General features: G+C 35.5%; 12 protein-coding genes. 3 read left to right on the forward strand and 9 right to left on the reverse strand.

Going from position 1 to position 20096, the window contains the following annotated elements:
* Positions 1–196: 196 nt before the first annotated feature.
* The 7 genes from SMAR_RS02890 to SMAR_RS02920 all read right to left on the reverse strand — a co-directional run bounded on the left by SMAR_RS02890 (position 197) and on the right by SMAR_RS02920 (position 13507).
* Positions 197–1567 (reverse strand): hypothetical protein, encoded by a 1371-nt coding sequence (locus SMAR_RS02890; protein ID WP_011838868.1) that lies wholly within the window; start codon positions 1565–1567, stop codon positions 197–199.
* Positions 1539–3161 carry an AAA family ATPase gene (locus SMAR_RS02895; protein ID WP_011838869.1) on the reverse strand — a complete coding sequence of 541 codons (1623 nt, stop codon included), beginning with the start codon at positions 3159–3161 and terminating at the stop codon, positions 1539–1541. The genes SMAR_RS02890 and SMAR_RS02895 overlap by 29 nt, the downstream gene beginning before the upstream one ends.
* Before the next feature lie 384 nt (positions 3162–3545).
* On the reverse strand, positions 3546–4847 hold the full coding sequence (locus SMAR_RS02900; RefSeq protein WP_244372479.1) for a hypothetical protein: 1302 nt from the start codon (positions 4845–4847) through the stop codon (positions 3546–3548).
* Entirely contained in the window at positions 4831–6477 is a 1647-nt protein-coding gene (locus tag SMAR_RS02905) for an AAA family ATPase (protein WP_011838871.1), read from the reverse strand. Before SMAR_RS02905 ends, SMAR_RS02900 begins: the two co-directional genes overlap by 17 nt.
* 7 nt (positions 6478–6484) lie before the next feature.
* Positions 6485–6934 carry a hypothetical protein gene (locus tag SMAR_RS02910; protein ID WP_011838872.1) on the reverse strand — a complete coding sequence of 150 codons (450 nt, stop codon included), beginning with the start codon at positions 6932–6934 and terminating at the stop codon, positions 6485–6487.
* Positions 6934–10356, reverse strand: a complete 3423-nt coding sequence (locus SMAR_RS02915; protein WP_011838873.1) for an ATP-binding protein — start codon at positions 10354–10356, stop codon at positions 6934–6936. Before SMAR_RS02915 ends, SMAR_RS02910 begins: the two co-directional genes overlap by 1 nt.
* 31 nt (positions 10357–10387) lie before the next feature.
* Positions 10388–13507, reverse strand: coding sequence for a DUF1156 domain-containing protein (locus SMAR_RS02920; protein WP_052833797.1), 3120 nt, complete (start codon positions 13505–13507; stop codon positions 10388–10390).
* Positions 13508–13623: 116 nt separating this feature from the next.
* On the opposite strand from SMAR_RS02920, the gene SMAR_RS02925 reads away from it, so the two are divergent.
* A complete protein-coding gene (locus tag SMAR_RS02925) occupies positions 13624–14730 on the forward strand; it encodes a hypothetical protein (protein WP_052833798.1) in 1107 nt (368 codons plus the stop codon).
* A gap of 22 nt (positions 14731–14752) precedes the next feature.
* Here SMAR_RS02925 and SMAR_RS02930 read toward each other — a convergent pair whose 3' ends face one another.
* Complete coding sequence (locus SMAR_RS02930; protein WP_011838876.1) at positions 14753–16363, reverse strand: DEAD/DEAH box helicase family protein; 1611 nt, start codon at positions 16361–16363, stop codon at positions 14753–14755.
* Positions 16357–18120, reverse strand: a complete 1764-nt coding sequence (locus SMAR_RS02935) for a PD-(D/E)XK nuclease family protein (RefSeq protein ID WP_011838877.1) — start codon at positions 18118–18120, stop codon at positions 16357–16359. Before SMAR_RS02935 ends, SMAR_RS02930 begins: the two co-directional genes overlap by 7 nt.
* 1266 nt (positions 18121–19386) lie before the next feature.
* Here SMAR_RS02935 and SMAR_RS02950 point away from each other — a divergent pair.
* Both SMAR_RS02950 and SMAR_RS08370 read left to right on the forward strand, forming a co-directional pair.
* Positions 19387–19569, forward strand: coding sequence for a hypothetical protein (locus SMAR_RS02950; RefSeq protein ID WP_011838879.1), 183 nt, complete (start codon positions 19387–19389; stop codon positions 19567–19569).
* Between the two features lie 180 nt (positions 19570–19749).
* A complete protein-coding gene (locus SMAR_RS08370) occupies positions 19750–20040 on the forward strand; it encodes a hypothetical protein (RefSeq protein WP_011838880.1) in 291 nt (96 codons plus the stop codon).
* Positions 20041–20096: the final 56 nt, after the last annotated feature.

The raw sequence follows: 20096 nt of genomic DNA on the forward strand, positions 1-20096 counted from the left end.
TTAGGTTAACCACTGTGCATAATTAGAAAATATTTTTTGATCCTAAAACGCGATACAAAGTAAGTCTGTACATGGCAGAACAGACATTAGGCAATCTATGGAGAGTTAGCAGAATTAATTATAAACAGAGACAAGATATGCTTAATTGAATATGATCAATAAAAGAGAGTTTCTAGCCTAGCTTAAACTTGTTATATTATAATAAAAGAACTTTATTCAGTATGTTCTTAACAATGTTTATATTATATTTTTCACGTTTTCTTAGTGGTTTCAGTTGGAGTACTAGTATTCTTTGTTCATCGTTGATTTTTATTTCTTTTGGTTCTTGATTAGTTTCTACTAATATTTTTTCATATATTATTCTGTCTTCTTCATCAGGTGGCGTTCTTTTTAATAGGCTGGGATATGTTAGTATGCCTATTTTTGCTTTGAATAGAGTTATGTAGCTAATTACTTTGAATATTCCTTGACTGAGATATGAGGGGCTTCTCGAGAATTTTGCTTCTATTATAATTGTTTCTTTATTCTTTATTGTCGTGTCTGGTATTGCTTTTATCGGTGCTTCTAATGCAACATTATATAGTACCTCTAGCTTCTTATCATTTACTCTTGCAAGCACTCTTTTAGGTTTAATCAGATCTATATCTGCTCCCAGCTCCTTTAATGCTCTTAACACTATGTATAAGTTGTAGATCTCATAGAGTTTAAACGAGTATATTTTAAATGCTTGCTCGATCCCACTCGGCTTATCTATTAAACGATCAAGTCCACCAATTACTAAATCAATGATTTTATCCAGATTTCTTTCTAATTCATTATCCAAATAGTATTTATAAACAAGATCAAGTAAACGATCAACCCATTCAGGCCTCCACCCAGCAGCTTCGACCTCATTTACCAATTCCAATATAGGCTCTACTGATTCTGTTGTATAGAGGTACATGGGTATCTTTTCGAGAAAGCTGTTATGAAGGAATAATTCTAGCTGTCTCATGTGTTTCTTTAACCTTTTATAGAGGAATTTTAATCCTTCCAATCCTCTTGACGCTTTTGCTGAAATATCTTTCTCTACTTCAAGTTTCTTTTTGATCCCCCCCAACCTTTCCATTGCCTTCTTTAATCTATCATATGTATAATCAACTATTGCTCTTAATAGTAGGTTTTCCGGAGAAGTTAATGTGTAGCTAATCACTTTCTGTGCAATAGGTCTTCCTATAATTATATTTCTTAGTGTATTAGGCCAGTCAATAATACCTCTAACGTTCCATTCCTCAATACTGCCAAGTACGCGTTTTTGAATGAGCATTGTGTTAGCTTCCTCGATTATCTCTACAAGCTCCTCAGCAAGACTGTTAAGCCTCAATAAATATAATATAAACTGGACAATGGGCTTAGCATCAAAAGGCGTGTCACGCCTTTTCTCAATGATCTCCTCAAGTTCTTTTCCAGATAAAAATAGTTTAAATGGGTTCAGTTCGAGAGATACATATAAATCAATTATTGCATCATGCATGTATGAAACGTATTTGTACCATAGTTTATTGCGTTGATTTCTTTTCGAAGACACTGTCTAGAACCTCGTTAACGTGTTTCCTAACTCTTCTATCCCACAATCTCGATAATGGCAGGGAGGTTTCAATGTATTTTCTAAGAACCTTGTCTAAATCTTCAATTTCTTTTCCACTTTTCTTTAAGCTAAGATATGTTGTGATAAAGGATTTAATAGCTCTATAGAGGTTTGCTGGACTTATCACTAGATATGTACTAGTTCCTTTCTCTGTTTTTGTATAAGAATTGTTAGTTTCCTTATACAATTTTTTCAGCTTCTCATCAATTAAGCTCCTAACATCCTTAATTATACTCTCTATTTCATTGATTCTAGGGCCTAGCTCTGCTTTTATGTTTTCATAGACCTTGTCTAGTAATTTGTCTATATTATTAGGTGGCTTGATCTCTACTATTGCGAATCTTCTTGCAAACGCGTCGCCGAGTGTAAATAAGTTTCTTACATCAACTTGGTTCATGGTGGCAATTATTCTAAAATCTAACGGTACACGATAACCAATAACCTTATCTCCCACTTTTACCTTAGCAAGATACTCTTTACCTTCATCATTTTCGTTTTCAAGATATTCTATGAACTTTTTAGCATATTTATCAGCCATGTCTTTTTCAACATAGCTTCTTATCTCTTCAAAAAGCTCTTCTGGAATAATTCTTTCACTGGGGTTATGGCTTGAGAATATTAGGAAGAATTCAGCGAAAGCCTTATCAACATCTGCACGATTAACCTCATCTATTATAAGATAAACACCTCGAACCCCTGAGCTACACTCTTTATACATCTGTGAATTCTCGATATGCTTAACAATAGCTCTTATCAAGAACCCACTCCGCCACCTAGCCTCCTTACCCTCAAGCATTAATCCCCCAATAACATCGTACCGGCTCCAATGAGCAGTGGCGACAACATAGTATGGTTCATAGCCTCTAGCAATAGCTATTTCTCTTGCAAGAGAAGTTTTACCCGTACCTGGATAACCCACAAGTAATACGTTCTCACCAGCATCAAGAAGACTATTAATAAGCATAAGTATATCTTCATCAATGAAGAACTTTTTTGAAATATGATCCCTAATATCTTCATAACGGATTTCCTTATGCATACATTTTGACGTAAAATTCTTTAACCCCCCAAGCTCCAATATAAAAGCTGCTACTCCAGGGTTTATTGAAGATAGATATTTCTCTGGAATGGAGATCTTGTCTGAAACTTCATCATAGCTAATTTTTCTATGAAATTCAAGGAAATCCTTTAATTCAACATAATAAAATTGATCATATTTTCCTAGCCATTCATCAGCGAATTTACCATAGGATTCATTCTGTATATTGAGCTCTTTAAATTTATTTAACAAATCGTTTTTGTTTAAAACTAAAGCCTTTCTTGCAACACGCGATATACCCACAAACGTTCTTTTAAGATTTTTAGCCCTACTAGAAGTGTAGTGAAGTATACAGTCGCCCGGCTTAAGTTCATCCATTTTTTCCCATCTTTTACCATGTGGTGCCCACAAACACTTACCTATATGTCCAGGGTAGGGTGAACGAGTAACCTCGAGGAAGAATCTATTACATGTATAAGTATAATTAGCCGGCAAGTCTTATGTCCTCTTCACCCTATTTCTTATTTATTATAGCTCTTTAATATAAAATCAGCTAGATAAGTTTATAATCATCTACACTAGTATAGTCTTACCTTAATATTTTCAGTCTCTGACAAACAAGTATTTCTATATGGTGCTCTTTTAAATCGGGGATTTTGCTAGAAATAGTCCTTGAAAAAAATGTTTAAAATCGATAATTATTTGGCTGATTTATTGGTTAAGTTTAGGAGATAAAGTTTGTTAATTAGATAAGTTAAGTAATTCTTCTTAATAAAGGGATCTTTATTGTGTTAAATAATTAAAACTAACTATAAATCAATAATTTATACAGTGGTATAGGATCTGTGTCTAAAAGGCCTAAAAATGGTTAGCCCGTGTTTAGTCTAACTTTTTAATAACGCTTTCCTCGACTATATTTATGTGTTCTTTAATGAGTTGATCTAGTTCTTTTATTTCATTTATTTTTCTAAAGTTTAACGGTATTATTGCGATATATTTGTTATTGTCGTTTATAGGTATTGGTTTATGTAAGCTGTTTGTTTCTTGTAGATAGGTGGCGTTGAAGATTATTGCTCCTTTATCTACGTTGTATTCGTTCATATATCCTAGTACTATTCTTAGCTCCCTGTATATGTCTGGTAAATTTTGTCTCTGCTTTGCATCCATAACAAATATTATTTCTTCCTCATTTCCCCTGTTAATTGTTATTATTATATCTGGTCTGCCAGCTTCAGGTCCTCCAATTATCTGTTTGTTTCTGGTAAGCCAGCTTTTGTCGCTGAAGCCTTTACTATGATAGATCCTGTAACTAATATTTTTCCCATTTTCCCTAACATTTACTTCTATAAATTCCCCTCTATGATCAATAACTATTTCTTTTATTCCTAGGTGTTCTAGTTTTAAAAGTAAAGTGTATGATATTAGATAATAAGTATAGATCTCGAATACTCTCTCAAACTCTGCTCCTACGACAAAACCTGTAAACCCGGATTCTCCGCGAGTAGCGATCTCTTCTTTAATATTCATGATTGTTTGAAGATACTGTTTAAAACTTTTAGCAAGAAAATAGTATCCGTAGTTTCCACGTTCAAGAACGGTATCGCATAGTTGTAGGAGTGAATCATAATCTTCTCTTTCAGCTATACCTGCTAGATCAGTTATCCATAATATACTACCATATATCTCTCTTAGATCATCAAGTATTAAACCTATAATCTTATTTAACAAATTGTTTTCAGTCACTACTTTTTCTTCTAGATCCTCGATTATCTTCTTAATTTCCAGAGCGATATTCGCCAATAATAATGTCTCGGGAGAATCATATAGTCTTTTAATTATGCTTGATACTATTAAGAGTCTACCACTACCATAATGTACTATTGTTTTTGGAAAATTAATTCTTCCTCTAGCAAAAATATCTGTTTGCTCCTCATAATGGGTTTCATAGATCAGTTCTAATGGTATTCTTTTTAGAGTTTCTATAACTTTTCTTATAGATAAAACACGTGCAATAAGCAAACTAGTTTTATATATGTCCCTTAAAACAGTATCTTTCACTTTCCCCCAAAATTTTACAGGATAACCTCTAACATAGCTGTAGAAGAGAAATAATCCTATAAGCCTAACAGTAACCATATACAATGTCTCTAAGAGGCTAGAGTCTTCAGAACTTTGAGACAATACTATCTACCATTTCAACAAGTCCTCTATAATCATCTAGCTTTCCTACTTTCTTAATATTCACTAATGCATCAATGTATTTCTTTGGTATCATTATCTTAGATATCTCGGGATCGAGAATTGAAGCCAGAGATCTAGATAATGCTTCATCAACAGCGTTTTTGATATCCTTCGAAATATTCATGGTAATAAGATTATATGCATCAATAACGGACTCAATTATATAAGCTATTCCTAATGGGAAGTTGTTGTTAATAAATATTTTATAAATTTTCGTTAATTCCTCGGCAACCTCGCTAAGTCTCTGATTATCAACATTGCTGATCTCTTTAAGTACTTTCCTAGCTTTATTAAAGACTATCCTCTTTAAAACTTCTTCTTCAGAATCAGAGATTTTCTGTGGGAATACTCTTATAATATGGAATCTTCTAAGCAGGGCATAACCTAGTGTATATAAATGGGTTATATCCCATGTGTTAATTGTTGCTATTACTCTAAATCCCCAGGGTAGACTATTGTTTGCTCTAATATATTTGAGTATTATTTCAGCAGCTTCATCTTTATCATCATAGCTTTTAATTTCATCAATAAGTGTCTGAGGCAGCCTCCACTGACTAGGATCAACTCCTGGATATATTGTGAAGAACTCTGCTAAAACCTTATCAGCTTCACAACGGTTCAATTCATCAATAAGCAATAATACTCCTCTAAACTTCGTGTTCCCACTACTTTCATTCATATACTCAATATGTTTTGCAAGAGCTAATAGAAACACGCCACTCCTCCACTTGAACCCTTTGGAAGAAATAATTGGTCCCCCTATGAAGTCGTACCGGGTCCATGTAGAAGAAGCAGTACTGCTTACCAATTCATAGTTGAGATAATCAGCAAGAAGTTCTGTTAAATACGATTTACCAGTACCTGGTGGCCCCACCAATAATAAGTGTTTACCCTTATTATAACCTGAAACAATGCTGTTTAAGATGCTATCCGCATAGAAACCGTTGTTTCTCAATACATATTCTCTGAATTCCCTGTAATCAATGAGGCTTGGACGAGAAGGCTGTTGTCTAGGCTTTGTTTTCTCTAATCCTCTAGAGTGTATTGCTTCATAATCCTCAGGCCTAATAGGTACTAGATATCTCCCAGTCCATGTGATGTGGCTAATAATATCTCTAACTTGATCATACTTGACTGGATTTTCATATTTACGATACTCAGCCAGTCTAAACAAGAAGAAACGATCACTCCTTGATGGACGTATTATTCTCCTAATAGCAATGAAATACTGGTCAATAGTATCTGAACTAATACCATTATCGAGGAAAATTTTCCTAAGCACCTTTTTGATCTCTGGCCAAGAATACTCCTTTACAATCTTATTATTCTCTTTACTAAGAACTGATTCGCCTATGAAGGTTTTACCTAAATCATGACTAGCTCTAGATCCGATATAGTGGATTATTTTAAGCTCACCAAACTTTTCGAGAGAATATCTTATCCCCCTATATTCTGATGCGTGCTTCTTAATCATGCCCCATAGCGTTAACCCTATATGATCCAGGGTAGGAAGTATCCAATTATTTATTTCAACCCAATATTTTGAAAACCCCAATATTTTGTTATTCAATATATTTTCACCTTTTATCGATTCCGAGAAGTATTCTTAGAGCTCTAGCTGGTCTGAGAATTCCAAGATATTTTTGTTCTCTAAATCTCTCAGTAATTATTCCCGCCCAATATTTTAAGTCTAAATATGTAAGTGTGTTAAGAGCTTCAATTGCTTGGAGTTTTTTCTTATAAGTTCTCAAATTACTAGTGATAGCGGCGTAGATTAATACCTTTGCATATGTTTCCCAATTATCTATTGTGAAGGTCATAATTTTTCTGCCGCCTTTCTTTTTGAAGCCGTTTCTAAGAGCATATTGCATTAGTAATTGAGGATTACATCTAATTTTTACTTCTAATACTCCTCTGCTCCTGGTTGTGCCAGCATAAAATCTTGAAATTCCCTTATTATTCTTAGAATTAGAATAAATTACTAAGTAATATAGAGGCTTAGCTTCCTCATCAATAGTAAAGCTCATTATTTTCTCCTCACAACTGTTACTTCTATGCCGGCGTATCTAATGTATTTGTCAAGCATTCTTTTAAGAGTTGAATTAATAATTATTTCTTTTGTAAATTCTGCCTCAAAGCTTCCCTTAACAGATATATTTGAACCCATATAACCTAGCAGATCGCTAATAACCTCATAGACAATTACTGGGTCAGCTTGTTTAAATAAAACATTACCCACTCCATACTCACGGCTTTCCACATGTAGTTCCATTTTATTAACAATGAATACATTCTCATCTGGTTTATTTACTAATTCATTTAATTCATTAATAAGCTCTAGCACATCTCTATAGTTCTTATTGTTAACTAAGCTCTTAATACCGATCAATATATCTCCTTTTTCAAAAACCCCTGGTTTCTCAACAATAATGATGCTGGTCTTAGGCTTAACAATTATTATTCCCTCATATGAATTACCATAATCGTCGATTGCCTTAATCGTTATCAATGTTTGTTGCCTGATCTTTGAACCATTAATTTTGATCCATGTTTTAAATGGCACTTGTCCTTCAAGAACTCCATGATCTGTTACTACATCACTAGATACGTTAATTTTAATATTACCTCTATAATCTCCTAGAGGTTGAGCCTCAATTCTCACGTCTACGCTATCGTCCGGTGAAATCTCAATATATGATGGTTCGACTATCAGGTTTATCCCTGTTCTCAGAATATTTTCCTCCTTAACAATGAAGCCGTCTCTAAGAATTATTTCCCAGTCCGGAAACTTTTCGATATCCTTAATTGGATACTTATTGTTTCTGTATATAACGTAGTAGTTTAACTTGAGAATACCCTTATCTTTCCTTGCCCCATTGTTTTCTTCTATATCCCTCTTGATCTCTTCTAGCATCTCTCTTAGCGCGTCTCGCCAATGCATTATAATAAAACTTTCCCGAATACTTGTTGGCACTTCTCCTCTATCCTTGTCAGTAAATGACGTAATATCGCTTGGTGAGTATATGTGTTTAAAGTATCTTCTATTGAACTCGTCTATTAAGGCGATTTCCAGGTTTGATACACCCTCTTTGATGGCATCTATTATTCTACTTTCTCTTATCATAGGTAGTTCGGGCCTAGTCTTAAAGACGTTGATAACATCTCCAACACTGATCTTTCTCCCAGGGTTTATCTCAATTTCCACTTTGCTTAAATAAGTCTTTAACGATTCAAAATTTAATGATCTAACTATTTTGCCGATGTTTGGAGAGCTAAGTGCTGAGACAACTTTTTCGCTAATTGATCTATCAGATGTTGTAGCATATGTTTTCTCAACAATTCTTCTAGAACCCCTAACTACCGGATAATATACTTGATCAAAGAAGTTGAGAATATTCGTTAATAAAATGTTCTCGAACACTCTCTTCTGATAAGCTGCAATACTTCTCTCAATATCCCTGATCTCCTTGGCATAACCACTATACAGCTCATTAATTCTATCCATAATTATTTCCGCTGCTCTCAGAAGAGCTTGATACTCGAGAAGCGATTCAAGCTTGTCCCTTGTTGAAATTGTTACTGCTACAACGGTATTAGCATACGTTCTCTCAATTCCTCTAAACTTATAGATCAGTTCTTCGATCTCCTCTTGCTTATTATATAGTATAGCAACCAGTTTATAGTAACTGTTATCGGGAACCTCCGCCTCTGACGCATATTTATAAACTGATATATTCTTTGTATCGAATATTTCAACATAATTAAATTGTTCCATAGAATAAACACTAGCTTCTCTAGATCTGCCTATCTCGATTAAACGTGAGGTCATTAATTTATGTATATTCTCCATAAGCAGGTTCTCGACATAGCTCCTGTTTTCTTCTAGGATTCTTTTAGCTTCTCTTCTAATCCATTCCTTGATGGATGCAATTCTAGAATACCAGTATCTATCGGTTGATTCATCGTAATGTAGGAATACAGTATAGTTGCTGATCTTGATCTCCGTTAATGCATCTCTTATATCTACTGGCTTAAATCTATTGGTTTCGAAGAATTTTGGTTCATAAACCATTTGAGCGATTTCTTTGCTTGTTGGAAACACGGGTTCTGCTTTAAGACTATCATAAGGATAGGTTGACAAGAATATTGTTCTTAGAATTATTTTTGTTAAGTTTCTCTTTGCTGATTCTCTAGGGATTTTCTTATCTAGTGCAATTATTTCATCAATATATATTTTTTGGTAATCACTATAATCTCCCATGAAGAAGAGGCCTTCAACGCCTAGCTCGACAGGGTCAATGTGCCATGGCATAATCAGTACTGGGTCCTCATTGCTATTCAATAGTTTTCTTAACAGTAGCCTGGATATTCTCATTAAGAACCTGGTCCTATTACCGGTAACTCTTTCAGCTATTTCCCTGAGCACACTAATATAGGATGGATGGAAGGGATAGGTCTCGCTAATATCTTTTTCGAGCTTACTAGTATCCCCAAATACCTCCTTGAATTCATGATATGTATTTATGAGTCTGCGGATCTCATCGTTGGCTTCACTAACTCTGACTTCACTGAAAAGTCTCTTCTTTATAACATTGAAGAGTTCGGTATTCCTAGATATTGGGGCATATACGTTGCCTGCTACACGTAGTAGAGCGTCTAGGAGATCTCTTACGAATTCGCTTATTCTCTTATATCTAGGTTGAGGCTCTATTATTCCTTCAGGCTTCTTTTCAGCAGCAATAGTTATTACTAATACATTGTTTGTTGACTCAACAGCTTGAGCTAGTCTATCGAAAAACCTAACTACCTCTCTTATATATCCCTCCTTATTCCTATATTTTGATGATAGAATAGAATCTATATAATCAAGAATCTCGTCTACAAGAATAACAACTTTGAGTCCCTGCAATAGTTCTTTAAGAACACTTTGATCAGGACATGTCTCGTTTCTATCATCTCTTTCCACAAGCTCGTATCTCTTCAATCTATATGCTAGATAACCCCATAAAGTCTTTATTTTACGCGATCCCTTCTCTAATGGTTTTACAGGGCTTGGTGCTAATTTAGAATCCTTACCATATACAACTACTATTTCAACACCTTTAACATTCCTATATAATTTATAGACCTCATCTGAGAGTAGATGCGTTGAGTCAGGGCTTAAAACAGCGTGATAAATAGTTAGTAATGTATGCGTCTTACCTCCGCCGAAAAAGGCTATTATTGGATAAACCTTGCGTCCTTTCCCCTCAGTTAGAGTATTCCCGATCTCCAATAGAATAGTCCTCATACTATCCGTAAGATATGTTCTTTTGAAAAACTCTTTAGGATCCTTATATATTCTAGGAGCTGTACCATAAACAACCTCATAGATCTCAGGTGCTAGTTTCTCGTCAAAACTTGGATCTAGAACATCCTTCCTCACAGAAACATGTTGTTTGAAACCCATAGCTTTTATCCCCTTACCATATATGTTTTATTTACTTTATGTAGTTATCAATAGTTTTATGAATGGGCTTGGCTGGACCGCATTTAACGCCCATATATTCAAGCATTCTCATGGAGAGCCGTTGCTCCGGATCGCCTTCGAAATAGCTACAGATAACATATGCTATACCCTTAGCTTCATCAATAAAGCTAGGCCCACTAGGTTGTTCTCGAAGCTTTGAAACAAGCTTCTCAAATACGTTTTTATCATATCTAGAAGCATAGTATTCGAGAACATGAAGCGCATCAACACTATTACTTATCCTCGGCTTATCTGGATTAATTCCTCTACGCTTCTCCAAGAAAACCCTCAGCCTACTTGGTTCGATGCTTAGAGGCGCATTCAACACATACTCCTTCTTATTAGTAGACGGTACTCGCTTCTCATCTACTATCCTCTTTTTAACCATATCATCCACATCTATGCCTGAAGCAATAGATAATATGGTTATACTGCTAGCATCAAGCTTCTTCTCCTTAGAAAGAAGTTTACGAGCCGTCTCAGGATCCCTTAGAAACACTAGCTTGAATAAGAGATAGAACAGAGCTTCTGGAGAACCAACATTGAACATAGACGTACCAACTAAATAATCTATCAATCCGCGAGCAGCAGCGGGGAATACTATTTCACGTATAATTCTGCTAACAGACTCCAGATCTTTTCCATTGCTTTTAATCTCCAGAAAGTTGCTAAGCTTATTCCTTCTCGCTGGAAACACTATTTTATCATAGCTTGTTACAACTTCTAAAACCCTACCCATTACACCAATAAAAGCATCTAGTCCCCTATGTTTTTTCCAAATATCCCCTGAATAGTTTCTAGCAACTTCCACCGCCTCACGGTATACATCACTAAAAACACCAACCCGACTACTTTGTGATCTCTTCCTCCAAACAATGATCAAACTAGTATCCAGACTGCGCTTACCCCTCTTAACAATAGACTGCTTACTCTCAGTATCAAGAGGCCAAGTAGCAGTAATCCTGAAGCCACCCCTAGCCCAACCAGCCCATAATAGATCCCGCCAAGCATCCGGATCAGTATGATTATAATACGTAACAAGCAACCCATCATCCTTCAAATGCTCCCTCATAGCTATGAAAGAATCGCTGAGGAGCTCTAAGTAGCGTTCATAAGCATATTTTTCAGCATCCTGATTATTTCCAGCATAATCCCTGTAACGTCCAGGATTAAAACTAACCTCGCGCTTAGCAAAGAATTCCCACTGAGTACTAATAGGCTTCCAAACAGCACCAACACGTCTAAAGAATAAGTCCCGATGAAACATCGGAACAAGCCTACCATTCTCGATATCACACAAGGCACGCTTCAACCAGACATAATAAAAATCACTAAGCTCAGCATAAGGAACATCATCCCTATAAGGTGGATCAGTAACTATTATATCAAACTTTTCATTACTGAGTTTTCTAAGCATTGTAGCATCATCAAGCATAACTTTAACATTACTAGAATTTTCGGACACTATAGATACAAGATATGTTAAGCCATTATATATGCTCCTTAAATTTCTCGTCCAAGAACCGGTAATGTCTGCGTAAGGAGAAATTTCTCCATAATTCCAAACCATAGCAATTCCTCTAAACGTTAATGAGCCAGCAACAATTGCGCCCATTAATGTGTCTGCTCTTATAGTCGCTGTAATAGAATTAAACGCTGAATATCTTAACAGGGATATTGTAAGATAAGTCATTACCGCTTCCGTATAATTAAATACCGTCTTTTCACTCCAGCCATTCTTGAGCTTTTCTTCTTCTATTTTCTTGCCAGCTTCTCGTATTAGCTTGACTGTTTTGATTAGGGTTAGGAGTTGGCGTGGGTTAAAGAGTTTATAGAATTTGTCAATACCCCATACAATTGTATGATAAGTAGATGAACAGTATGGCTCTATCGGCTCTGTTGGTATGTCTGGGTCTCCCCATATTTGTTTTATTTTTTCTAGTGCTTTCCATAGTTTTTCTTGGTCTTCTTGTGTTGCTGGCTCGAATTCTAGGTCTTTACCTCTGGTCTTTACCTTGACTAGTATTCTGGGTCTTGCGGGTGCTTTTTTGAGTTCTTCTAGGCTTATTTCTCCGGACAAGTATTTCTCGAGGAGTTTGTTCCATTGTTTTAGAGCGTATTTGGGGTAGAATTCGACTTTTTTTCTGAGAGATGTTGGCAAATTTGATTTATCGGGGTAGTGTTGTCCTGTTTCTGGGTTTATGTATCCTATTTTGTTTCTGCAGTATAGACATTTTGCTTTCTTCTTTTTTGGATCAATGTTTTTCTCTGGGACTTCAAGCTCTATGGTTTGTTCTCCTCTAGGTATGGTTATTTTATTTGATTTAATTTTGTTCTCGTCAAGTAAGGAGATTTTGTATTTTTTGTTTACATCTATTACCTCGATATCTACTCTATTGTTTCTTTTTACTGGCTTCATATAAGCTATTCTAGTGTACTTATTATTTTTCTTCACTCTTGCTAGCCAATAGTTTCCTATTAGCGGTGTATATCTTTTACAATGGGGGCATTGGACTTCCCATGTTCCTATGTATACTGCTATATCTTCGTCATATAGTTCTTTTAGATCTTGATCATTTTTTAATTGTTCAATAATCCATTTACCCCATTTCTCTACATCCTTAGCCAGGTTTTTCCATTTAGGATCACTAACTGTTTTTAGAGGATATTCCAGGACTGCTTTCAAGAATACAACTGCTGTTGGCAATAGTTCTACTGCTGTTACTTTTCCCACGCCTAGTCTTAGTGCTTCTAGGGGTATTGAGCCAAATCCTGCGAAGGGATCTAGCAAACTTGTTTCTTTAAACAATTTCTTTAAACCAGCTAGTTCTCCCTGAAAACTTGGATTAAACCTGTGTGGAGTATTCTTGTCTAATCTGAGAATGTTCTGTTTAAACGCTTCTGGATCGATTTTGTCTGCTGGTATTATTGACCCCGCTATTACTGCTCTTGCTGTTATTAATGGTTTACGTGTCCACCAGAAAACCATTTCCCAGAATGAGGGTCTGCCAGGTCCTTTCTCAGCGATTGCTTTTTCCGAGATCTCGAGGCTTGGGAAGGAGGGAGTTTCTATTAGTTTCTTTTCCAGAATGCTTCACCTATCGTAGTGTTTTTCCTTATATAATAATTTATATTCTGCCTTGTAGATTAATTCTTTTTCCAGAAAAACTCTATTAGGATCTCGCTATGATCTTTGGTGACCCTGTTTTGAATCCGTGGAAAAATATGCCTGTTCACAGAATATTTACATTTGTAGAGCATGGTTTATTGCCTGGTATTGTTGGTGAGTTTTTCGATCTAGCCTGGGAGATCGGCTGTAGTCTAATAGTTGATCCCTTTATTGGCGGAGGAGTTGTTGCTGTTGAAGGGATTAGTAGGGGTTTCAATATTGTGGGGTTAGATGTTAATCCTTGGAGTCTTATCGTTACAAAGGCTAAGACATTAAGACTTAAAGAACCAAGGAAGATTTTGGATAGATTCTTAGGGATGCTTGAGAATGTAGGTAAGCCATATATTCCTACAAGGAGGCTGGAAAAATACTATGTTCCAGAACACCTAGAAAAAATAGGTTTAATCAGGGCGGTGATCGAAAATATAAATGATGATCTTAGACTATTACTGCTCACAGTTCTCGGGAGAATAGCTGATGAATACTCTTTTCTCAAAAGAACTCCTGCCCCAAGATTTAAGGGTAATCCTCCTCGAGGGGATCCTGTGAAGAGATATGTTGAAATATTAGAAGTAGCTCTAAAAGATCTATCCAATGCTAAACCCAGAGGATCAGCCATGTTATTACTAGCTGACTCTACCGAATGGCTTCCCGAACATATATGCGGTTTACTAACTAGTCCACCTTTTGCAAACAATATTGATTATATAAGGCATACACAGTTACAATTGCTTTGGAGCGGCTTTGCAGTTAATAGTAGAGACCTAGGTTATTGGAGAAACCTACAGCTTCCAGGCTGTGAAGCAGCCTCTAGAGCGTGGAAGAAGACGAGTAATGATGAAGTAATTAATCAATTAATCAATAATATGGCCCCCAAGTATAGGAAAAGATATGGTCGTTTCCTCAAACAGTATTTCTACTATATGCAGAAACACATAAATTTATTAGCAGAGAGTCTAGAAGGAATTGCATGGTATACTATTGGAGACAGCTACTTGGGAGGAGTATATGTTCCAACACATTTGTTCCTTCAAAGATATGCTGAGAAAAGTGGGTTAAAGACTAAGATAAGGAGGATCAAGGATAGATATTCAAGAAGTAAAAGGCTAGCATTGTATTTATTAGAAATAATGAATAAGCGATAAAAATACATGAGGAACTACTAGGTTAAACTATTTTGAATAACTCACGTATTATAACACTACCACCATCCTTAAGTAACTCAATACCCTCTATTGTTTTCTCTATGGATTCCCCGGCGATTCTATACTGAGAAATATGTTTGCCCTTATTTTTAGCATAGTGTGCTGAATGCTTGAGCCGGTCTATATTTCCTATTATTATCATTAATAATCTATGCCTGCTTAACTGTACATTTAAAACTTGGTGCTCACTAAAATACATTGTTTCAGGCCTAGTAGTGGCGAATGAATAATATGAGAAGTCATCTCCGGCCAACCATTCTTTTCCAAGCATAGTCACTATAACGTCGTCTTCGCCTCCAATTATTGATTGGACAGTTGCATATCTAAGGTGATCAGTGCTTATACCGGTTTCTATTAGTTTTTTCTTCAAATAATATCCTGTACTATAAGCTAAATCACTATATGGTGCTGTTAAGCTTATTCCAAAAGCTGGATTGCCTCCATGCAATATTATAGATATTATTGAGAGATAGAGACCTGTTAAGTAGCCTAAATACGCCCTGCTTCTATCATAAGTATCTCCAGGTGGGAATTTTCTTGTTTCGAAAACAATTAATGGTATACCATTTATTAGTGCTTCATCAATTGTTTCAGTAACACGTTTAACAGTAGATTTTGAAAGATCTAGTATTTTCCCCATTTTTGTTTTAGATTTATCTAGTACATCCTCTAAGCCGCCGGCCAATAACTTATTATATCTAACTTTGAAATGCTCTTTTGCTTTGAGTTTTCCTTCATAAAAACCTCTGCTTATCGGCGTTTCAGTGGGCCCCGGTAATCTAAAAGTTGTGTCGAGAAACTTATAGTATTCTTCTAAATTATGTCTTTCAAGTACGGATTTAATATAATTCATTAACAATGGTATACGAAATGTTTTAAATTCTGCTGCAATAGAAATTGCTTGTTGAGGATCTCCAAGAACGATCATCGACTTAGGATATGTTTCCTCAGGATTCCTAATAATGCTTCTCGCTATTGGCAGGAAAACTCTGAAAAAGGGAGTTTTACTAGCCTCGTCAACAATAAATCTTATCTCATCAGGTTTTTCAACTAGTTTCGGAGTTATTCTCTGATATTCTGTTGCAAACACGAACCTGACATTTCTAGGATCAATACTTTTCATTAGCTTTTTGATCTCGTTGCACGGTAGAATTTTATTATTTATTGATACATCCCTAAACTCTTTTTTACATGGCTCAATTTTTGATCCATAAACACGTATTAGATCAAGAATTACATTAACATCATAGCCCTTATAAAACAAGTTTGCAACAAATCTTGTAAAAGCCTCAACAACAAGATGATTTGTCGGAGCAATATATAGATAGAGAATTTTCCCCTTATAACTAAGAACTTCATCTAATATTTCTCTAGTACCTAAATCGAAAACACTAGTCTTACCTGTTCCTGGAGGGCCTTGGACAGCGCCTAATCCTAGGTAGCCCTTAGCTACTTTCTTGAATAACCTGATTGCTTCAATCTGTGATCCTTCAGCCTCCCTCTCTATACAATTCCTATTACGTGAACACTCGTAAGCCTTACGAAGCGCATCCGATAAGTGATACATTACCATGTCTTATTCTCCCCCTTTAATAAGCCCTCGATAAACAAGACACTAAACATTGCATCTCTGTATTTTTTACGAATTTTCTCCGCAGTTTTAGCTAATATATTGAGTTCAGCGACTTTACGGCTACCGCGGTGGAATGCGTCGATTGCTTGTAGTTCTAGCTGGGTTAAATCAACGTTTATCTCGACCCCTATTATTTTCTCAAGATACTCTCGATTACGGAATGTAGTTCTTCTTAGTATTTCAAGTTGTAGTCTCGATGGAATATTAGGGGCGGCGACGTGAACGTATACTTTATCTCCCTTCCTTGAAGGCTCTATCTCTATTTCTTCGACTCTACCATGGAAACTTAGTCTGAGAAGCGGGTTATTCACATAAGGATCATTAAAAATTATTAGAACGGGTTTTCCTTCTCTTAACGTTTTAAGCTTGATCGGTTCTGTGGATTTCTCGTATTCTCTAACTTTTCTCTCAAGGATTATTTCATATGGTTCACTTAGTGATGCTTTTTCAAAGTAATCTATACGATTTCCGCTCTCACCCAGTGTATTTTCCAGCCTAATTATGGCTTCAATTAGTCTTTCTATATTATAATTGTTTGCTGTGTATAGATTGTATAGCTCTTTTATGGGTTTTTGAGCATTCTCTCTAATCTTATATATGGCGTGTCTAGCTCTATAGGCTATTCTATCTAGTAGTGTCCAGTCTTCATATGTTTTCATGTAGAATTTACATGCTTCCTTATACCTACAAATTCTGCAGGGATATTTGTTTCCATATTTAACAGGATTACTGCGTGGCAAGTCTTTTGGCGCCCGGCGGAAAGCAGATATTTTTTGTCCATGCAATCCTCTTATGCTACAGATTTTAGCAGTATTTTTATCTATGTAATCTGTATACTCTGTTATTGTTAAGACTAGGTGTTCTGCAGATAATAATATGTTCCTAATTAATTCATATTTATCAATTGTCTTATCAGCTGTTCTAAAAGTATCCGCTATACTGTATACCGTAATTTTTCCAGTAGGTCTTATCACTATTGGAACAACGTCTTCTCTATCTCTAACAGCACCAACAGGATCTTCGTGTCCAAGTCTTTCAGCCTCCATTAAAGCATAAGTATAAGCTTGTGCAATCTCCCAGTTTTCTGGCGTTTTACCCGTTTTCCACTCAATAACAAGAGCTTTTCTAGAAATAGGATCTTCTATAACGGCATCAATGATTCCTACAACATGAAACCTATAACTATACATGAATAGTTCTGTAAATAATCTAAGACTTCCCTCATTCAATCCTATTCTACTTATAAAAATAGGCATTACTCTAGATAAGCTATAAATCATTTTAGTAGCGTACGTAATAGATTCATTAACTAGTTTATCTTCAAACTCTTCAATAGCTTCTTTATTCACTATTCCAGCTTCTACTAAATCCTTGTATGTATTGTTGACATATGATTCTATAGTTGAATATGGAAGTCTTCCCTTAATAAGATCAACTCCATTCGGACCATAAAATATCTGCGGTAAAGCCACAGCTAACAACTGATGAGTCAATCTCCCCCTCCCAGGTATTATAGATACAAAATCAGTTACTGCACCAATAGCCTCAGCTAAACGAGCAGCATAAATACAGAAAGCAGCACCTCGAGCAATATTGCTAGCCCTAACTAGATGAGATGTGCCAGATAAAATCTTTTGTACTCCACTACCACAGAGTTCTTGATCAGTTAGTTCAATAATGTATTCTTCAATAACCAAAACAATCCTACCCTTCAACTCCTACAAATAATTTCACTATTAAAACCATTTATAAAAATGTATTAGGAAATGATAAACCATAGAAGTATAGAAACTAAATTATAAATATGATAGAATAGTAATACGAGGTAATGAAATATTAATTCATTAAACCTATGCAGAATCATAAGCACTTAACCATATTATTTTCACTTTTTATATTAGAATATATTAGAATACAATATTGATATGATTCAAACGCATAAATTCATGTGGAGGGATAAATTTGTTAGAAATTTCCGATATTATCTTAACTAGCATATTAAAAGGGCTAAAGAGAAAGCCTACCCTCCTAGTTCATTTTCTATTTGCAACTATTTTAGCAACAATCCTGAAAATTTTAGTAAAGCTTATTGTTAATTACTTTGTTAATTATTTCCATATTTCACCGTCAAATTATCAAGTTGTACTTTCCGGGGCTATTTTAACTGGGATATTAATGTTGTCCGCGTTAGAGCTATATATACATTTATGGAACAATATAAGGAGCTTTCTATACGAAAACCTCTACAAGAAATCACCTGAAGAATCACTACTTAAGTAATTCGAAGAAGCTTTTAAAAATATCAATTATTCATTCAAGAAATAATGGATAAAACTCTCTATGACTTCTTAAATAGAAGCATACTAGAGAGAGTGTGGCCAATAACTTTTGGACTTCTGTTATTCTATTACTTAGCTTGGGGGATCAGGCATCTATTTTAACAAGATCCGTGATAGGCCTCTTGATGGTAGGAAGAAGTTGCAGAAGCTTTTATTCCTTGTTGAACACTTAGATCTAGAGTCTGGTAGGTTGTCTAAGTCAAGGGGTTTGACCGGCTATAAACTTTGTTGTTTAGAGTTATGGACCTTTCTCTAAAGATGTGTATAATGATCTTAGGATGCTTGTTAGAGAAGGATTAGTGGAGGAGAGAGTGGAGACTATTCGCTTATCTAGATACTATAGTTGTTTTGGAAGTTATGGAAATAATGGTTGTTTTGAAGACTTTGGAGCTTGGGTTCGATTTATAAACCCCCTACAATATAATGGTTTAAAACTGCAGATGAAGGGCTCTAAGTGGTCTGTGTGGAGCCCCGATAGCCCCCTCGATGAAGGGATGAAAACCCGACACAAGAGGGGGAAGCCCGTGCAAACAGTTCCAAAAATAACCGTAGTTTCCAAAAGATAATGCACGGGCAACCACTTGGAGCCAAGACTTATCACTATACACTTACATCGATGGTGGTATGCCTCGGAGAATATACTATTATAGAGTATTAGATGAGAGTAGAGTCCCAAGACCGCCCCGCGAAGTAGAGGATAAAATTAAATTTGTGATCAAAAAATATGGTTCTCTCTCGCCTATGGAGTTAGAATCACGTGTTAACGAGCTTTTAAGACTTACTCCAAAGAAAAAAGTAGAATACTAGGGTAGATCTATCGATGAGTACCTAGAGACAGAAGGACTTGCATAGAATTGTTGTAACGAAGAAGAAACCTGTATATGTATCGGAGAATCTCGCATTAAGACCGGCAACACAGAATTCAAAATTAATTCGAATGATATATAAACAGTTGGCTTCTTTAAATGATGCAATAAAGAATTTTTCTTGTGTCTTTCAAGCATTAATTATTTTAGTGCTCATAGCGAATTAAAGCAAGAAGCCAATAACTATGCAAGATCATTAAAAAGCAAATTAAATATTGATTCCCGGAAAATTCTAAGACCAACATCGAGTACTGGTTTATTTTCTCCTAATATTACATATGTTATGGATCAGCGAAATTATCCCAGTCACATAAAACTGTATGTTGAACCAGAAGTCATGATTCGGGGGGTTGTGAGGCAGTTGGATTATGCTATAGTGGATCATAGGGATCCAGCCATAGTAGAGAAATAGGCAATACTGTGCATAAATATCGACGATTTTTATGAAGTAACTATTGTCTATAATAT

Source organism: Staphylothermus marinus F1, assembly GCF_000015945.1.
GTDB classification, from domain to species: domain Archaea; phylum Thermoproteota; class Thermoprotei_A; order Sulfolobales; family Desulfurococcaceae; genus Staphylothermus; species Staphylothermus marinus.